This is a genomic window from Cupriavidus sp. GW822-FHT06G04 (assembly GCF_058799075.1).
The window spans coordinates 225626-243859 of the sequence record NZ_JBXALD010000008.1 but is presented as its reverse complement, the minus strand read 5'-3'; the positions used below and the strand labels follow the sequence as shown (position 1 = coordinate 243859).

General features: G+C 61.2%; 15 protein-coding genes and 1 pseudogene. 13 read left to right on the top strand and 3 right to left on the bottom strand.

Annotated elements, in window-relative coordinates; all coding sequences use genetic code 11:
- Positions 1-14: 14 nt before the first annotated feature.
- Positions 15-908: a LysR family transcriptional regulator gene (locus tag AC1RKI_RS19385; RefSeq protein WP_492796646.1), complete on the bottom strand. Its 894-nt coding sequence runs from the start codon at positions 906-908 to the stop codon at positions 15-17.
- A gap of 114 nt (positions 909-1022) precedes the next feature.
- Between AC1RKI_RS19385 and AC1RKI_RS19380 the strand changes: the two genes are divergently transcribed.
- On the top strand, positions 1023-1991 hold the full coding sequence (locus AC1RKI_RS19380) for a Bug family tripartite tricarboxylate transporter substrate binding protein (RefSeq protein WP_251164814.1): 969 nt from the start codon (positions 1023-1025) through the stop codon (positions 1989-1991).
- Positions 1992-1996: 5 nt separating this feature from the next.
- Positions 1997-3199 carry an FAD-dependent monooxygenase gene (locus tag AC1RKI_RS19375; protein WP_492796769.1) on the top strand — a complete coding sequence of 401 codons (1203 nt, stop codon included), beginning with the start codon at positions 1997-1999 and terminating at the stop codon, positions 3197-3199.
- A gap of 168 nt (positions 3200-3367) precedes the next feature.
- On the opposite strand, the gene AC1RKI_RS19370 is transcribed toward AC1RKI_RS19375, so the two are convergent.
- The gene (locus AC1RKI_RS19370) at positions 3368-4000 is read right to left on the bottom strand and encodes a hypothetical protein (protein ID WP_492796644.1); all 633 of its coding nucleotides are present in this window, start codon (positions 3998-4000) and stop codon (positions 3368-3370) included.
- A gap of 389 nt (positions 4001-4389) precedes the next feature.
- On the opposite strand from AC1RKI_RS19370, the gene AC1RKI_RS19365 reads away from it, so the two are divergent.
- The 6 genes and pseudogenes from AC1RKI_RS19365 to AC1RKI_RS19340 all read left to right on the top strand — a co-directional run.
- Entirely contained in the window at positions 4390-5664 is a 1275-nt protein-coding gene (locus tag AC1RKI_RS19365) for a ribulose-bisphosphate carboxylase large subunit family protein (protein ID WP_492796642.1), read from the top strand.
- A gap of 3 nt (positions 5665-5667) precedes the next feature.
- Positions 5668-7068, top strand: a complete 1401-nt coding sequence (locus tag AC1RKI_RS19360) for a four-carbon acid sugar kinase family protein (RefSeq protein WP_492796640.1) — start codon at positions 5668-5670, stop codon at positions 7066-7068.
- A 38-nt stretch (positions 7069-7106) separates the two neighbouring features.
- Positions 7107-8126: a TRAP transporter substrate-binding protein gene (locus AC1RKI_RS19355; protein WP_061958824.1), complete on the top strand. Its 1020-nt coding sequence runs from the start codon at positions 7107-7109 to the stop codon at positions 8124-8126.
- 3 nt (positions 8127-8129) lie between these two features.
- Positions 8130-10004 carry a TRAP transporter large permease gene (locus AC1RKI_RS19350; RefSeq protein ID WP_492796637.1) on the top strand — a complete coding sequence of 625 codons (1875 nt, stop codon included), beginning with the start codon at positions 8130-8132 and terminating at the stop codon, positions 10002-10004.
- A gap of 12 nt (positions 10005-10016) precedes the next feature.
- A complete protein-coding gene (locus AC1RKI_RS19345; RefSeq protein ID WP_061958826.1) occupies positions 10017-10790 on the top strand; it encodes an SDR family NAD(P)-dependent oxidoreductase in 774 nt (257 codons plus the stop codon).
- Positions 10791-10865: 75 nt separating this feature from the next.
- Positions 10866-10994 (top strand): annotated as a pseudogene (locus tag AC1RKI_RS19340) (pyruvate kinase); the annotation flags it as partial.
- Positions 10995-11617: 623 nt separating this feature from the next.
- Here AC1RKI_RS19340 and acnB read toward each other — a convergent pair.
- Positions 11618-14209: a bifunctional aconitate hydratase 2/2-methylisocitrate dehydratase gene (gene acnB, locus AC1RKI_RS19335; protein WP_150981582.1), complete on the bottom strand. Its 2592-nt coding sequence runs from the start codon at positions 14207-14209 to the stop codon at positions 11618-11620.
- A 541-nt stretch (positions 14210-14750) separates the two neighbouring features.
- Between acnB and fliL the strand changes: the two genes are divergently transcribed.
- The 5 genes from fliL to fliP all read left to right on the top strand — a co-directional run bounded on the left by fliL (position 14751) and on the right by fliP (position 18226).
- Positions 14751-15242: a flagellar basal body-associated protein FliL gene (gene fliL / locus AC1RKI_RS19330; RefSeq protein ID WP_061958828.1), complete on the top strand. Its 492-nt coding sequence runs from the start codon at positions 14751-14753 to the stop codon at positions 15240-15242.
- A gap of 144 nt (positions 15243-15386) precedes the next feature.
- Entirely contained in the window at positions 15387-16400 is a 1014-nt protein-coding gene (fliM, locus tag AC1RKI_RS19325; protein ID WP_061958829.1) for a flagellar motor switch protein FliM, read from the top strand.
- Positions 16393-16860 carry a flagellar motor switch protein FliN gene (gene fliN, locus AC1RKI_RS19320; protein ID WP_061958830.1) on the top strand — a complete coding sequence of 156 codons (468 nt, stop codon included), beginning with the start codon at positions 16393-16395 and terminating at the stop codon, positions 16858-16860. Before fliM ends, fliN begins: the two co-directional genes overlap by 8 nt.
- Positions 16857-17420 (top strand): flagellar biosynthetic protein FliO, encoded by a 564-nt coding sequence (gene fliO, locus AC1RKI_RS19315; protein ID WP_492796633.1) that lies wholly within the window; start codon positions 16857-16859, stop codon positions 17418-17420. The genes fliN and fliO overlap by 4 nt, the downstream gene beginning before the upstream one ends.
- Positions 17417-18226: a flagellar type III secretion system pore protein FliP gene (gene fliP / locus AC1RKI_RS19310; RefSeq protein WP_061958831.1), complete on the top strand. Its 810-nt coding sequence runs from the start codon at positions 17417-17419 to the stop codon at positions 18224-18226. The genes fliO and fliP overlap by 4 nt, the downstream gene beginning before the upstream one ends.
- The last annotated feature ends 8 nt before the right edge of the window (positions 18227-18234 follow it).

The window sequence follows — 18234 nt, the reverse complement described above, 5'->3', positions numbered from 1 at the left end:
GCTAAATGTTGACTCTACGGCCCGTGGCGCCTCAGTTCTTCGCCGATCAATTCACCTAACCGGCTCGCGTGCTCAGGTGCAGGTCGACCCGAACGACTGATGCAGTAGTAGTGGAGGTAATCCTTCGCCTGCACCATGCGTTCCAGGCGAACGTTGTATCTCGAGGCAACGCCCGCACAGATCGAAGGCAGGACCGCTACCCCGAGCTGGCTGGCAACCATCGCAATAACGGTTTCGATGTGCGTCACCTCCATGCGGCGGTCTACAACTGCACCAGCCCGCGACAAGTGATCGTCGACCAGGATCTGAATAGGATTTTCCTTCGGCAGGCATATCAGGGGGGCGCCATCCAACTGGCGCCACGGAATGTCGCCGCGTGCTTTGGTGCGCGCGGTTGGCGAGACCCTTACGAGATCGTTGCTGAACAGCGAACGTCGCGTCAGACCGGATGCCGCCTTGAAGAACAGACCGTAGCCGGCATCGACCATGCCTACGTCGACCAGCATCTGAATGCGCTCAGGATCGACATCCCAGACTTCTACCTGAAGCTCGGGCACCTCACGCTTTAACCGCACAAGCGCCCCTGGCAAGAGGCTATTCGCGACAAGTGGTGTCACCGCAATTCGCAGCGGGCGACGCGCCCCGTCGACCCGCTGTACCGCTTCAAGGGCAGCATCAATGGCCGCAACGGCGGCTTCTGCCGATGGCAGAAATGCCTGGCCCTCCGGCGTCAGATCGACCAGACGGGTGGTCCGGTACAGCAAGCGACATCCCACCTGCGCTTCCAACTCCTTGATCATCGCGCTCAGCCCCGCCTGGGTGATGTGCATCTGCTGCGATGCCTTGGTGAAGTTCCTGAAGCGCGCCGCAGCCAGGAAAGCTTTGAGTTGGCGGTACGAGGGATTCATAACGTTTATTTGTTAATTCATAGAATACTATAGCTTCTCTTGTTGCCGTTCCTGAGCTTCAATTGACACGTCGGTACGCCGACTACTCGAAAAAGACCCCCGGAGACGAACAACATGTGCCCCCAACTCAGCGTGCTTGGCGCTTGCCTCGCCGTCGCCCTGGCTTTTCCCGTCGCGGCCCAAGCCGACACATTTCCCGCCAAGCCCATCACGATCGTCGTGCCCTTTCCGCCGGGCGGTCCGACTGACAGTAGCGCCAGGCTGCTGGCCAAAGCCATGGGTGACTCGCTTCACCAGCCGGTCATCATCGACAATCGCGCAGGCGCCGGTGGCACGATCGGATCCGCCTACGTCGCTCGCGCTCAGCCTGACGGCTATACCTTGCTCTGGGGCGGCACCAGTAGTCTCGCGGTAGCGCCGGCACTGTATGCTTCGCTGCCCTACCAGCCACTGAAGTCCTTTGTCCCCATCGGCCAAGCGGTGAGGAGCCCGATGATGGTGGTGGGAAAATCCAGCCTCGCCGCTACCGACATGACTCAACTCATTCAGGCGGCGAAGTCCTCCTCCCTGACCTTCGGTTCAGCCGGCAACGGATCGATTGGCCATCTCACCGGGGAACAACTGAATACCACCCTCGGCATCAAGCTTCTTCACGTCCCCTACAAAGGCGGCGCCCCGGCACTGACCGACGTCCTTGGCGGGCAAATCGATCTCATGATCGACACCGCGCAGTTCCTGTCGCCTCACGTCCAGTCCGGCAAGGTCCGCGCGTTCGCAGTGGCTGGCGACAAACGTTTTCCTTTGCTGCCCAATGTGCCCACCGTCCGGGAAGCCACGGGAAAGCCGTTCGAGGCCTATTCATGGTTTGGCCTGGTAGCGCCGGCCGGCACGCCGGTGTCGATCGTCAATCGCCTGGAAACGGCGCTGAACACTGCCATGCGCGACCCCGCCACGCTCAAGCAACTCACCAGCAGTGGACTAGAGCCTGTAAATAGCTCGTCCAGTGCCTTCGCAGCAACCATTTCAACCGACCTGAAGAGGTGGACCGAGGCAGTCCGCATTTCTGGCGTCAAGCCTGACTAACTTTCATCATGACCAATTCATCTCGACATATCATCATTTGCGGTGCAGGACTCGGCGGTCTGACCGCTGCGCTGGCCCTTCTGCGGCGCGGTTTCCGGGTGACAGTACTAGAGCAGGCATTTGCGCTTGGGGAAGTTGGTGCGGGCATCCAACTGAGCGCGAACGCAACAGGCGTGCTCTACCGTCTGGGTTTAGGCGATGCATTGCAAGCCGTTGCGTCGATTCCGACGGGAAAACAAATCCGCCTGTGGAACACAGGGGAAGCGTGGAAGCTCTTCGACCTGGGTGCAGAGTCGCAGGAGCGATATGGATACCCCTACTTCACCATTTACCGCGCAGATCTGCACCGTGTGTTGGCCGACGCTGTGATGGCCGCCTCGCCCGATGCAATACGCCTGAATGCGCGCTGCGTCGCCGTCGAACAGACAGACCAAGGCGTCAAAGTCAGCCTGGCCGATGGCGGTTGGGTCAGCGGCGACGTCGTAATCGGGGCGGACGGCGTCCATTCGCGAATCCGCGCTGCGCTGTTCAACGACGACAAACCGCGCTTTTCCGGGTGCCTGGCTTGGCGTGGCGTCATTCCTGCCAAAGACTTGCCCGAGCACCTGCGCGAGCCCGTGGGCAACAACTGGATTGGACCAGGGGCGCACGTCATCCACTATCCGTTGCGGCGGGGCGAACTCGTCAATTTCGTCGGCATCGTCGAGCGCGACGATTGGCAAGTGGAATCGTGGAATGAAGCGGGCAATACCGATGAATGTCTGCGCGACTTTGAGGGCTGGCACGAAGATGTTCAAACCATGATCAAGTCGATCGCGACGCCGTTCAAGTGGGCCCTGATGGTGCGCGAGCCTATGGATTCCTGGACGGTCGGCAACATTACCCTGCTCGGCGACGCGTGTCATCCGACCTTGCCATTCCTGGCGCAAGGCGCTGCCATGGCAATTGAGGACGGCTACCTGGTAGCGCGGGCCTTGGAAACTCACGACAACTCAGCCGTCGCGCTGCAGCGCTATGAATCCGCGCGCAAGGAACGGACCTCGCGCATTGTTCGGGGATCCGCGGAGAACGCGAAGCGTTTCCATAACCCAGCGCTCGCTACCCGCGAAGGTGCGACGGCCTACATCGACGAGCAATTCAGCGAGCCACTGGTACGCTCGCGCTATGAGTGGCTGTTTGAATACAACGTTGAGACCGTGCCGCTCTGAGGCGACTTGGCACAATCCGCACCTCATCGCGCCGGGTACAACTGACCGCTTTTGTCGGGCGATGGACGGATCAAGCGGCGCCTTGAATGTCGGAGAGGGGTTGTGGATTCAACCGGTCAACGAATGGCCGCCCCCGGTGCCGGGAGAGACCGTTGCGTGCACCGCTCGTCAACGACGAAGGGAGACGGTCGCTGCGGGAGATGGTCCGGCGGGACGTGTCGTGTCACGCGGCCGGGATATCGCTCGAGAGCGAATCTCCCAGCGCGCACTGCAGCTGACTGGTATATCGCGGCTCGCGAGATCCAGGATGCCGTGGCTATGCGCAAGTATCTGAAGGCGGCGCTGGCCCAGCAGGATGCTGTCGCGGGCATACGAATCCATGTAGTACTTCGCGCTGCTGAACATGGTCAGGTCGCCGTCGTAGCCCTCTACTGTGGGTATTCGCGGTGCGGAGTTCCGCAGACTATAGTCCTCACCGCTGCTGTCCGACATTCCCGTCGAAAGTGAATCGCATGCCCGCTGGGCCGCGGGCACCAAGGCCAGCACGTCTGTCGTCATGATGAGCCCCATGACGGCATCGGACACGTAGTCCACTTCCACGACGACCCGGGGCGACGGTGCGGCCTCGCGCTCGCAGATCTCGCCCATCAGCCAGACGCGAGGACTTCTGGTCGGACGTACCTTACTCGCATTTGACTCGATGATCTTGCTTGCCTCGGCCTGGTCCGTCGGGGGCGCCAACGCGGCATGGTCCTTTATCGGAGTGGCAGCGCTGAACATGGTCATCGTCATGAACTTCAATGCAGGCCGATATCTCTCCAGATAGCCGCCGCCAGCCTGGCAGGATTTTTTGTCGGTCGGTTGTGACCCGGAGTGGGACAGCGAAGTCAGAGGGCGGATTCGAACATCCTCGCCCCACATTGGCAACGATACAGCGTCTGAGTTGCCGATAGCTCGCTGCCATTTAAGCGGCACCTTCGTCACTTGGCGGTTTAAGCCACGCTGGCGCCACCAAATAACCTCCCCCTCGGCGAATGCGATAAGCGAGTGCCCGCCTGTGATTTTTCCTCACAGGCGGAGAACTTTATATCGCTTGCTGCGCTATTGCCGCGTTCCTATGATGGCCCAAACCAGATGCTTCGAATCACGATCGCCGGGCAATAGCCGGGAAAATGAAAGTAGAGGAACTCATGTCTATTACCGCTGCACGGGCCGAGTTTTCGGTTCGCTATTTCGTCGAGAGTTCGCTTGCACCAGAGAAAATTGCGCAAGTCATCGCTGGTGAACAGTCAAGCGGCACATTTTTGACGTTGCCTGGCGAAACTCCACAGCTCAAGGAACGCTCGCGCGCTCGAGTGGTAGATATTCGCTCATTGCCGCCAACGCTCGAGCCATCGCTGCAAAGCGCCTTTGTCCAACGCCGTGGAGTTCATGGGGTATTCCATCGCGCTGAAATCGAGATTGCCTTCCCAATCGAGAATGTAGGTCCGAATCTGCCGGTGTTGCTTGCAACGCTGGCCGGCAATTTATTCGAGCTGGGGGAGGTCACGGGTCTCCGTGTATTGGACCTCGACATGCCGGAAAATTATGCGGCTCAGTTTCCGGGGCCTGCATTCAGCATCGAAGGCACGCGACGATTGTCGGGCGTTCACGGCCGGCCCATGATCGGAACCATCATCAAGCCCAGCATCGGACTCACCGCCGAGCAGACTGCCGTGTTGGTTGACGATCTGTGCAGCGCTGATATCGACTTTATCAAAGATGATGAACTGATAGCCAACCCACCATACGAGCCGTTCGAGAAACGCGTGGCCGCTGTAATGCCAGTGCTGCAAAAGCATGCGGACCGTCTGGGGCGCATGCCTATGTACGCCTTCAATCTCTCGGGCTCGATCGACGACATGCTGCGTCACCACGATACCGTGCTACAGGCCGGTGGAACGTGCGTGATGGTAAGCGTCAACTGGGCGGGCTTCGCGGGTGTCGAACACCTTCGGCGGCATTCGCAATTGCCGATCCATGGCCACCGAAACGGTTGGGGCAGCCTGACACGCCATCCTGCGCTCGGCTTCAGCTTTGAGGCGTACCAGAAGCTTTGGCGGCTGGCTGGGGTCGACCATCTGCATGTCAACGGATTGCGCAGCAAATTCTGGGAGGCAGATGAATCGGTTCTGCGCTCCGCGCGCGCCTGCCTCTCCCCTTTCGCTGGAGTACGGGCAGTCATGCCCGTGTTCTCATCGGGCCAATGGGCGGAACAAGCGCCGGACATGTATCGGCAGTTGCAATCAACGGACCTGATGCATCTTGCCGGCGGCGGCATCATCGGCCACCCGGACGGTATTCAGGCTGGTGTGGTCAGCATGCGGGAAGCCTGGGATGCGGCAGTTGCTGGCAAGAGCCTCGAGTCTCATGCAGCGACTCATCCGGCGCTTGCTCGCGCCCTCTCACACTTTGGGCGGGTGTGAAGCATGACCGCCGAGCAACAGCTTCGCCTCGCGTTTTACGGGGATGACTTCACCGGCTCAACGGACGCGCTGGAAGTCCTTGCGTTTGCCGGACTGAGGTGCGCCCTGTTCTTGAAGCCACCCAGTGCCGAGTTGCTCGACACACTCGGCAACTTCGATGCCATCGGCGTTGCGGGCGACAGTCGGAGCATGTCGCCAGAAGAAATGGATCAAGCCTTGCCGGACACCCTGAGTGCGCTGGCAAGTCTTCCCGTTTCGCTGGTCCATTACAAGGTTTGTTCCACGTTTGACAGTTCGCCAACTGTCGGGAGTATCGGCCGAGTCATGGATCTCGCCCGCGACGCATTCGGGCGGGGTCCAATCCCAATTGTCGCGGCAACTCCAGCACTCGGCAGGTACTGCGTCTTCGGCAACCTGTTCGCGCGCTCTGGCACCGATGGCGTGGTGTACCGGCTGGATCGGCACCCGATCATGAGCCGCCACCCAACTACGCCCATGACAGAGGCGGACCTGGCGGCGCACCTAGGCGCGCAGACTCGCCAGGTCTTGGCAAAGTTCACGCTCGCATCGTACGAAGAAGGCCAATCAGCGATGGATGCCGAGCTGGCGCGTCTGGCGTCGAGCGGGGCAGACGGCATTGTGTTTGACGGAACGACTTCAGACCATCTGACGCAAGTCGGACGCCTGCTCGAGCAACTCGGTGCGGGTCGCTCGCGCCCATTGTTCTGCATCGGCTCATCGGGACTCGAATACGCCGCCACACAGTGGTGGCGTGAAAACGGAACGGCTGAGCCAACGAGTACACCGCAATTCGAGCGCTTCAGAGGCGTCGAGACGCTGCTTGCCGTGTCGGGCAGCGCCTCACCACTCAGCAAAACGCAGGTCGACAAAGCCATTGAGAATGGGTTCGTGGACATCCGCGTAGATGCAGCCAGTCTGGTAGCCGATGAAAAATGGGAGTCCGAACTCTCTCGTCTGCATGGCGAAGCGGTGGCGGCGTTGCGTGCGGGACGAAGCGTTATTGCACACACGGCCCGCGGTCCGGACGACGACAGAATCAAAGCAATGACGTCCTTGCTGGAGTCCCAAGGCATGCGCAAGGACCAGGCCAAGCATCTTGGTGGACGGCTCCTGGCACAGCGCTTGGGACGCTTTGTCGATGGAGTATTGCGTGAAGTGCGTCTGGAGCGCGTGGTCATTTCGGGCGGCGACACCTCAAGCCATGTCACCCGGCAACTGGCACCGGACGCTTTGGTAGTCGCCGCTCGCCTCGCTCCTGGCGCGCCACTATGCCGGGTGATCTCGGACCAACAACATCTTTCCGACCTGGAAATTGCACTGAAAGGCGGCCAGATGGGGAATTCAGATTATTTCGTCAAAGCGCTACGAGGTACTGAAAAATAATACTTAAGCATTTTTTAAAAATATAAGGAGACAAAATCATGAATCGATTCACGCGCCGTAACTTCCTGATGAGCGCCGTAGCAGGCATCGCTGCGCCCACGCTGATCATGCCAAAGGCCTCCCGGGCCGCCGAGAGCAGTTTCAAGTTCGGCACCAATCTGCCGGCAAACCACCCATTGAACATCCGCGCCAACGAGGCAGCGGAACGAATCATGAAGGAGACGGGTGGGCAGGTGCGGATCAATGTCTTCCCCAACAATCAGCTGGGAAACGATGCCGACATGCTGTCCCAATTGCGCGCCGGCGCGATCGACTTTTTTACCGTGTCTGGCGTGAATGTGTTGTCACAGCTGGTGCCAGTGTCATCGATGTATGGGCTGGGATTTGCATTCCCAAACGATGATGCGGTGCATAAGGCACTGGACGGCGATCTTGGCAAATTCCTCCGCAGCCAGTTCACCAAAGTCGGGCTGATGGCAATGGACAGCATCTGGAGTTCGGGATTCCGCCAGATTACTAACAGCGTGCGGCCGATTAAGACGCCGGACGACCTCAGGAATTTGAAGATCCGCGTTCCGGTGAGTCCGCTGTGGACTTCACTCTTCCAGCATCTTGGCGCGGCGCCGGCATCAATCAACTTCGCCGAGGTCTACTCATCGCTGCAAACCAAGGTGGTGGACGGTCAGGAAAACCCGCTGTCAATCATCTCTATCGCGAAACTCTACGAAGTTCAGAAGTATTGCTCCATGACCAATCACATGTGGGACGGCTACTGGTGCATGAGCAGCTTGAAAGCATGGAATCGTTTGCCTGAACAATACAGACCAGTCGTTGCGCAACACTTAAATCGATCGGCGCTGGATGTCCGCGGCGACGTAGCCAAGCTGAACACTTCGCTGCAAAGCGAGCTTCAGGCCAAAGGAATGGTATTCAACACTGCAGATCCAGCGCCATTCCGCGCCATGCTGTCCAAGAGCGGTTTCTATGCCCAGTGGCGCAAGAAATACGGCGAGGAAGCATGGGCAATGTTGGAAAAATACACCGGAAAACTGGGGTGAGCCATGCATATCGCACGAACGAACCCCCAGGCCGCCCAACCGCAGGATGCCATCGGCGCCTGCGCTGCGCGCCTGCAACGCTTGCTCAGCCACTGCTTGACCATTCCAGCCGCGCTGCTCGTTGCCGTAGAAATCTGCGTGTTGCTCGCCGGAGTCACCGGTCGCTACGTTTTCCACACTCCTCTCATCTGGTCAGATGAACTCGCGTCCATCCTGTTTCTCTGGCTGGCCATGATCGGTTCGGCCGTGGCGTTTGAAAGAGGCGAGCACATGCGGATGACGGCAGTTGTCGGAAAGCTTCCTCCGAGCACGCGTGCGTTCATCGACGTGCTGGCCACGGTGGCGGCCCTGGTGTTCCTGCTGCTAGTGCTTCCCCATGCGCTGGAGTATGCGAAAGAGGAAGCCATGATCAGCACGCCAGCCCTGGATATCGCGAACAGTTGGCGCGTAGGGGCAATGGCTTTCGGTTTTGGCATGATGGCGCTACTGTCGTTGTTGCGTCTTGCTCAGTATTCTGACCGGAGGACCGTAGGCAGGGCACTCGCGCTCGCGGCGATATTGGTCGTCGCCATGTGGATGTTGCAACCGCTGTTCCATAAACTCGGCAACTTGAATCTGGTCATTTTCTTCGTTGTCGTAGTCGCGGGCTGCGTCTTTGCTGGGGTACCGATCGCCTTTGCCTTCGGCCTGGCCACGCTGGGATACATCATGCTGACCACCTCCACGCCGGTGTTGATCGTGGTTGGCCGCATGGACGAGGGAATGAGCCATCTCATCCTGCTGTCCGTACCGTTGTTCGTTTTTCTGGGGCAGCTAATCGAGATGACGGGCATGGCGCGCGCGATGGTCGGCTTCCTGGCGACCCTGCTGGGCCATGTGCGCGGGGGTCTGCACTACGTGCTCGTAGGTGCCATGTATCTCGTATCGGGAATTTCTGGCTCCAAAGCGGCCGATATGGCTGCGATCGCACCCGTGCTGCTCCCGGAAATGAAGGCCCGTGGCGCGAAGGAAGGAGACTTGGTCGCCCTGTTGGCTGCAACCGGCGCCCAGACAGAGACGATACCGCCAAGCATCGTACTGATTACGATCGGCTCTGTTACAGGCGTTTCCATCTCGGCCCTGTTCACAGGGGGCATGCTACCGGGCGTAGTGCTCGCAATTGGCCTGATCGCCGTCGTTTTCTGGCGCTACCGCCGTGAGGACCTATCACAGGTGGCGCGGGCAAGTCGGACCGAGATCGCAAAGGCATTTCTCGTGGCGATGCCCGCAATTGCTCTTCCTTTCATCATCCGCGCAGCCGTGGTCGAGGGAGTTGCGACGGCAACGGAGGTGTCAACGATTGGCATTGTCTATGCCATCGTAGCTGGGCTTCTCATCTATCGCCGGTTCGACTTCAAACGCTTGTACCCGATGCTGGTAGACACGGCCAGTCTGTCAGGTGCGATTCTCCTGATCATTGGTGCGGCCACCGCGATGGCATGGGGTCTCACTCAATCCGGTTTTTCCAGCACCCTCACCGAGGCGATGCGCTCGTTGCCAGGTGGTGCCGTGGGCTTCATGGCCGTTTCAATCCTCGCTTTCGTGATTCTCGGCAGCGTGCTGGAAGGGATTCCGGCCATCGTATTGTTCGGTCCGCTGGTGTTTCCGATAGCGCACGCGATGGGCATTCACGAGGTCCACTACGCGATGGTCGTGATCCTTTCGATGGGTATCGGCCTCTTCGCGCCGCCGTTTGGCGTCGGCTACTACGCGGCATGCGCAATCTCCAAAATCCACCCGGACGAAGGGATTCGGCCCATTGTCGGATACATCGTTGCCATGGTTGCCGGATTGATCGTTGTTGCAGCCGTGCCATGGATTTCTATCGGATTTCTGTAATAGGAGACCAGAATGCAAAACCGAAATAAAGATCGAGTCGCAATTGTCGTAGGTGGTGGCATGGGGATAGGCGCAGAGATCTGTCAGCGCCTGGGTCTGGCGGGCTACACGGTGGTCGTTGCCGATCGCGACATGGAGGCCGCAAAACGTCGCGCGGATGAGCTTGGCGACGCGGGATCACTCGCCGCGGCACAACACATCGACGCGGGCGACGCTGCGTCCGTAGAGCAAGCGTTCGCAGAAATTGAAAGCCGGCATGCTCGCTGCGATGTGCTCGTGAACTGCGCGGGCATTGCAAAAGTCTTTCCTTTTCTGGAATTTCCCCTCGAAAATTTCCAAGCGACCATGAATGTCAACGTCACTGGCACGCTACTGTGCGCCCAGCACGCGGCCCGACTGATGGTGAAACGCAAATGGGGACGCATCGTGAACCTGGCATCCGTGGCCGGCCAGCGTTCGGTGGGGACGGGGCGCACTGCCTATGGCACATCTAAAGCAGCGGTCATAGCGCTCACACGACAGATGGCAGTCGAGCTCGCCGAGCATGGCATCACAGCGAATACAGTGTCACCTGGTCCCGTCGACACTCCCATGACCCGCGTGCTTCATACGGACCAGTTCCGCAAGGAGTATACGCACGCCATACCAATGGATCGCTACGGATCGACTGGCGAGGTTGCTGCGGCGGTGATGTATTTCGTTGGAGACGAAGCTGGCTATACCACAGGCGTGGATTTGCCCGTCGATGGAGGCTTCCTGGCATCTGGAGCGCGAAGGCTGGCGTAGTGCCACGACCGGATCATTGTCGCAAAGTTGGAAAGCGGACAAATTTGAAGAAACCAGGACTGAAAAGAGGCTGGCATGCACCGCAATCGTAAGGCAAAAATTGTCGCTACTATCGGGCCGGCAAGCGATAGAAAGGAAACCGTTGAAGCGTTATTTCATGCCGGGGTCGACGTATTCCGGATGAACTTTAGCCATGGCACCAACGCCGTTAAAGAGCGTATCCCATCCGGTTTGCAGGGCCAGCGATGTCCCCTGACAGTCCCACAACTGCCCCATTACTGTTACCTTTAAGTTCCCTTTTGGTACCCCTCAGGCCTGGACTGTTCTGCTGATGTTTAGAACAAGTTTCTGTTTCTGTTTAGTTTTTGTTCTGTTGCCCCTGCCATGCTGCCACTCAAGCCGATTCACCTGCTCTCGGACGACGAACTGGAAGCCTCTTCGCCGAGATGTTCAACGTCGATGGCACGGCCGCCCGCGAGCATCTCGCCCGGGGCAACCCGATCCCATCACGTCTGTGACGACGGTGCCCTTGGGCGTGTCTGGCGTCGAGACGTAGGAAATTTCTGGCCCGGGCGAGAGCAGACGGGAAATCGCGCGGACCACGTATCATGCTCAATGCGTCACAAATGAGCAAAAAAGATAAAGGGCAACCCTAAGGGTTGCCCTCTGCAAAACGCTCAAAACCGGCTACGCATTAGTTAGAGCCAATGCCACGCCCGGTGCGGGTTTCCCGGCAATCGGGGGGTGGCCATTGGCCTCAAGTAATGCGTTCATTGGCTCTTAGTAATGCTTAGAGCCAATGCGACGATCTACTGAAGCGATGTCGATTACATCGACACGGTGTCAGCCACTTCCTTGAAGTCTTCGATCTGGTCGAAGTTCATGTACTTGTAGATCTTGTCGCCGTTGGCGCTCAGTACGCCCATGTCGGCCATGTACTCTTCCTTGTTGGGAATGCGGCCCAGGCGCGAGCAGATGGCGGCAAGTTCGGCCGAGCCGAGGTACACGTTGGTGTTCTTGCCCAGACGATTCGGGAAGTTACGCGTCGACGTCGACATCACCGTTGCACCTTCGCGCACCTGTGCCTGGTTGCCCATGCACAGCGAGCAGCCCGGCATTTCGGTGCGCGCGCCAGCCGTGCCGAACACGCCGTAGTGGCCTTCCTCGGTCAGTTGCTTCTGGTCCATCTTGGTCGGCGGCGCCACCCACAGCTTCACAGGGATATCGCGTTTGCCTTCCAGCAGCTTCGATGCGGCGCGGAAGTGGCCAATGTTGGTCATGCACGAACCGATGAACACTTCGTCGATCTTGGCGCCGGCCACGTCCGACAGCGTCTTCACGTCGTCGGGGTCGTTCGGGCAGGCAACGATCGGCTCGTGCACGTCGGCCAGGTCGATCTCGATCACGGCGGCGTATTCGGCGTCGGCATCCGGCTCCAGCAGCTTCGGATCGGCCAGCCACGCTTCCATGGCCTTGATGCGGCGCTGCAGGCTGCGCGGGTCCTGGTAGCCTTCGGCGATCATCCACTTCAGCAGCGTGATGTTGCTGTTGATGTATTCGATGATCGGTTCCTTGTTCAGGCGCACCGAGCAACCGGCGGCCGAGCGTTCGGCGGAGGCGTCCGACAGTTCGAAGGCCTGTTCCACCTTCAGGTCGGGCAGACCTTCGATTTCAAGGATGCGGCCCGAGAAGATGTTCTTCTTGCCTTGCTTGGCCACGGTCAGCAGACCCTGCTTGATTGCGTACAGCGGAATGGCGTTGACCAGATCGCGCAGCGTCACGCCAGGCTGCATCTTGCCCTTGAAGCGCACCAGCACCGATTCCGGCATGTCCAGCGGCATCACGCCGGTGGCAGCGGCAAACGCCACCAGGCCCGAACCGGCCGGGAAGCTGATGCCGATCGGGAAGCGGGTGTGCGAATCGCCGCCGGTACCCACGGTGTCGGGCAGCAGCATGCGGTTCAACCACGAGTGGATCACGCCGTCGCCAGGACGCAGCGAGATGCCGCCACGGGTGCTGATGAACTGCGGCAGCGTGTGGTGCGTCTTCACGTCGACCGGCTTCGGGTAGGCGGCGGTGTGGCAGAACGACTGCATCACCAGATCGGCCGAGAAGCCCAGGCAGGCCAGGTCCTTCAGCTCGTCGCGCGTCATCGGGCCGGTGGTGTCCTGCGAGCCCACCGAAGTCATCTTCGGTTCGCAGTACGTGCCCGGACGGATGCCCTTGCCATCGGCCAGGCCGCATGCGCGGCCAACCATCTTCTGCGCCAGCGTGAAACCGCGGCCAGTATCGGCCGGGTTCTGCGGCAGGCGGAACAGCGTCGACGGCGGCAGGCCCAGCGATTCGCGGGCCTTGGCAGTCAGGCCGCGGCCGATGATCAGCGGAATGCGGCCGCCGGCGCGCACTTCGTCGAACAGCACGTCGGACTTCACCTTGAATTCGGCGATCACTTCGCCATTCTTCAGGGCCTTGCCTTCATAGGGGCGCAGTTCCACCACGTCGCCCATTTCCATCTTCGACACGTCGAGCTCGATCGGCAGCGCGCCGGCGTCTTCCATCGTGTTGTAGAAGATCGGGGCAATCTTGCTGCCCAGGCACACGCCGCCGAAGCGCTTGTTCGGCACGAACGGGATGTCTTCCCCGGTGAACCACAGCACCGAGTTGGTGGCCGACTTGCGGCTGGAGCCGGTGCCGACCACGTCGCCCACGTAGGCCACGAGGTTGCCCTTTTCCTTCAGCGATTCGATGAAGGCCACCGGACCGCGCTTGCCGTCTTCTTCCGGCTGGAACGCCGCGCCTTCGCGCTTGTTTTTGAGCATGGCCAGCGCGTGCATCGGGATGTCCGGGCGCGTGGTGGCGTCCGGGGCGGGCGACAGGTCGTCGGTGTTGGTTTCGCCGGGCACCTTGAAGACGGTGATCGTCAGCGATTGCGGCAGCTCCGGACGGCTCGTGAACCATTCGGCATCGGCCCAGCTTTGCAGCACGGCACGGGCGTTGGCGTTGCCCTTGTCGGCCTTTTCCTTCACGTCGTGGAAGGCATCGAACATCAGCAGCGTCTTCTTCAGCGCTGCCGCGGCGACGGCGCCCACTTCGGCGTCGTCCAGCAGCTCGATCAGCGGCGAGATGTTGTAGCCGCCCAGCATCGTGCCGAGCAGTTCGGTGGCGCGGGCGCGCGAGATCAGCGGGGTCTTTTCCGAGCCGAGCGCCACGGCCGCCAGGTACGAGGCCTTGACCTTGGCGGCGTCGTCCACGCCGGCCGGCACACGGTAGGTGATCAGGTCCACCAGGGCCTGTTCCTCGCCCGCCGGCGGGTTCTTGATCAGTTCGATCAGCTCGGCGGTCTGCTTGGCGGTCAGCGGCAGAGGGGGAATGCCAAGCGCGGCGCGTTCGGCAACATGGGCGCGATAGGTATCAAGCATGGGAACCTGCTGTTAACTGGGTTGTAACGGTACGGCTTTGTCTCTTGTGGACCGGCAGCGCGGAGCCGCCGGGTGCCGCGTGATTGTAATCCTAAGTCGGACCGAGATCAAATGTCTTATATCTTATATAAGAGTTAAATTGTGCAAACTCAGTCTGGACAAGGGCCAGCGGATGCAAGACCGGCCAGAATCTACAGGTGATCGCCCGCCGATCCATGCTCTCGGGCGCTGCCGATGGGCTTCCGCATGGCAGCGCGACGAACTCCGGAGCGCACCTTTTACGCCCCTTTTATCGAGCCCAGGGGCCACGCCTTGCGCACTTGCGGACGATTTTCTGGGCATTGCGCGGCAGGCATGGTCTTAAGTTCCGCCGGCCTCAATCGTTAACCAGTTTGCAGGCGCATATGGCGCGCCGATGCGCCCCTGCGTCCGACGCCCGCCCAGCTCAAACGGCCAAGCTGAGCGGGTTTCCCCCTTTTTATCGGCCCTTTGCTTGCCTGCGATTCGGGAAGAATGGCAGGCATTCCGACACAGGCATCTCATGGCGAACACGCTTTCCCCCTCCCAGACTGGCGGCACTTCGAGCAAGCGCGGCCGACTGATGCTGATCGGCGGCGGCGTGCTGGTGGTGGCGCTGGCCGCTGGCGGCTTCTTCCTGGGCAGCGTTCTGAGCGGCAATCACAACAAGCAGGCGGCTCCGGCCGCGCCTGTGGTGCCGCCGCCGATCTTCGTGCCGCTGGATGCGTTCACCGTGAATCTCAAGAGCGATGACGGCGACCGCTTCCTGCACACGGGGCTGTCCCTGAAGGTGGCGGACGCCGACACGCAGGCGCGCCTGGCGCAGTACCAGCCCGAGGCGCGCAGCCGCATCCTGCTGCTGCTTTCGTCGCAGCAGCCGGGCGATCTGGCCACCGTGGAAGGCAAGCGCAAGCTGGCGCAGGACATTCAGGCGGCCATCAGCCAGCCGTTTGCCCCCAGCCTGCCGCCGCAAAAGATCCTGGACGTCTTGTTTACATCGTTCGTGGTGCAGTGATCCGCATCCTGCACCGCGAACCCGGAGCCAAACCGAAATGAAACTGCCCGCCGCACTTCCTTCCTGCCGCCGCGCCCGGCGCGGCGTCTGAAGCCGGACATGGACCGTTTCATCCTTACAGCCGTTCACGGGGCAGGACACTAGATGGCCTACGACAAGTTCCTCTCGCAGGACGAGGTAGACGAACTACTGAAAGGCGTTTCGGGCGAAACCGATTCGCCCGCCGCGGCCAACGTGCCGGCCGTCGAAGAAGGCGGCGTGCGTCCGTACAACCTGGCCAACCAGGAACGTATCGTACGGGGCCGGCTGCACACGCTCGAGATCATCAACGAGCGTTTTGCCCGCCAGCTGCGCACGGCGCTGTTCAACTTCATCCGCCGCGGCGCCGACATCTCGGTCGGTTCGATCAGGATCGAGAAGTACGGCGATTTCGTGCGCAACCTGCCGGTGCCGACCAACCTGAATCTGGTCCACATGAAGCCGCTGCGGGGCACCGCGCTGTTCGTGTACGACCCGAACCTGGTGTTCCTGGTGGTCGACAACCTGTTCGGCGGTGACGGGCGCTTCCACACGCGTGTGGAAGGCCGCGACTTCACGCAGACCGAACAGCGCATCATCCGCCGCATGCTGGACCTGACGCTGAACAGCTACAGCCAGGCCTGGCGCACCGTGCATCCGATCGAGTTCGACTACGTCCGCTCGGAAATGCACACCAAGTTCGCCAATGTGGCCGGACCGAACGATGCCGTGGTCACCACCGCATTCCATATCGAACTGGGCGCCGTGGGCGGCCAGCTCCATATCTGCATCCCCTTCTCGATGATCGAGCCGCTGCGCGATTTGCTGATGAATCCGCTGCAGGACGAAGTCGAGGTGGACAAGCGCTGGCTCGGCCAGCTTTCCACCCAGTTGCGCGCCGCCGAAGTCGATCTGGTGGCCGAATTCACGCATATCCGCAGCACCGTGGCCGAAGTGCTGGCCATGCGCGAAGGCGACGTGCTGCCGATCGAGCTGCCCGAGAAGATCTTCGGGAAGGTCGACGGCGTGCCCGTCATGCAGTGCGGCTTCGGCACGATGAACGGCCAGTACGCACTGCGCGTGGAACGAATGATCAACTACCAAGACAGCGATTCCAACAAGGAAACCGATCATGACTGACGGCACTCAGGACAAGCCGGTCGATCCGATGGACGATTGGGCCAGCGCCCTCGCGGAGCAGACCAGCGCCGAGCAAACGGCGCCCGCTGCCGATGCGGCCGCCACCGCGCCTGCGCCGGCGCCCAGCATGCCCGCCGCCACGCCGGCTGGCGCCAACGTGTTCCCGCCGCTGGCGCCGGACGCGCCGAGCGGCTTCCACAACGATATCGGGATGATCCTCGATATCCCGGTTCAGCTCACCGTCGAACTGGGCCGCACCAAGGTGCCCATCAAGAACCTGCTGCAATTGGCGCAGGGCTCGGTGGTGGAACTGGACGGCCTGGCGGGCGAACCGATGGACGTGCTCGTGAACGGCTACCTGATCGCCCAGGGCGAGGTGGTGGTGGTGAACGACAAGTTCGGCATTCGCCTGACGGACATCATCACGCCGTCCGAACGCATCCGGAAGCTCAACAAATGACAGCCGTCGCGCGCCGGCCGGCAACTGCCGCGCGCATCGCCCACCGCATCGGCCGCCGCATCGCCCACGCTGCGCTCACCGCGTGCGCGGGCCTTGCCGCGACCGGCGTGCGGGCCGCCGACGTGGTGCTGAGCACCGCGCAGGCCGGCACTGCCGCCAGCGGCACAGCGGCCGGCCATCTCGCGACGCACACCGCGCCCGTCATCAGCAGCGGTTCCAGCCTTGCGCAGGCGGGCATGGGTCTGTTCGCGGTGATTGCGCTGATCCTCGGCATCGCCTGGCTCGCGCGCCGCGTGGGCCTGGTGCGCCAAGGCGCGGGCAATGCATCGATCAAGGTGGTCGGCAGCCTGATGCTGGGCGCACGCCAGAAGATCGTCACGGTCGAAGTGGCCGGCACCTGGCTGGTGCTGGGCGTGTCGCCCAACGAAATCCGCCCGCTTCATACGCTGCCCGCCCAGCCGGACACCGGTGCCAGCGCGGCCTCGCTACCGTCCCAGCCAATGCAGGGCGGCTTTGGCGAGCGCCTGATGCGCGCCATGCAGGAAAACCTCAAGAAATGAATTCGCCGCGTGCCGCCGCCGTCCAGCGGCAACCCGTGAAGCCCTTCGTGCGCCCGTCGCGCGCGGCCGGACTGCTGCTTGCGCTGCTGCCGCTGGCGCTGTGGCTCGCGCCCGAAAGCGCGCTGGCGCAGTCGCTGCCGGGCATGACCAGCCGCCCTGCGGCAGGCGGCGGCCAGGTATGGTCGCTGTCGGTGCAGACGCTGGTGCTGCTGACGTCGCTGTCGTTCCTGCCGGCGGCCATGCTGATGATGACCGGCTTCACGCGCATCATCATCGTGCTGGGCCTGCTGCGCAATGCGCTCGGCACGGCATCGTCGCCGCCCAACCAGGTGCTGGTCGGCCTTTCGCTGTTCCTCACGTTCTTCGTCATGTCGCCGGTAGCGGACAAGGTCTACAACGACGCCTACAAGCCGCTGTCGGAAAACAAGATCAGCCTGGAGACGGCAGCGCAGCGCGCCGCCGTGCCGGTGCGCGCGTTCATGCTGCGCCAGACGCGCGAAAAGGACCTGGCGATGTTTGCCCAGATGGCCAAGACGCCGGAAATGCAGAGTGCCGACGACGTGCCGTTTGCGGTGCTGGTGCCCGCCTTCGTGACCAGCGAGCTGAAGACCGCGTTCCAGATCGGCTTCACGATCTTCATCCCGTTCCTGATCATCGACCTGGTAGTGGCCAGCGTGCTGATGGCGATGGGCATGATGATGGTGCCGCCGGCCACCATTTCGCTGCCGTTCAAGCTGATGTTGTTCGTGCTTGTCGATGGCTGGCAACTGCTGCTGGGGTCCCTGGCGCAGAGTTTCATGAATTGAGCGGAGAC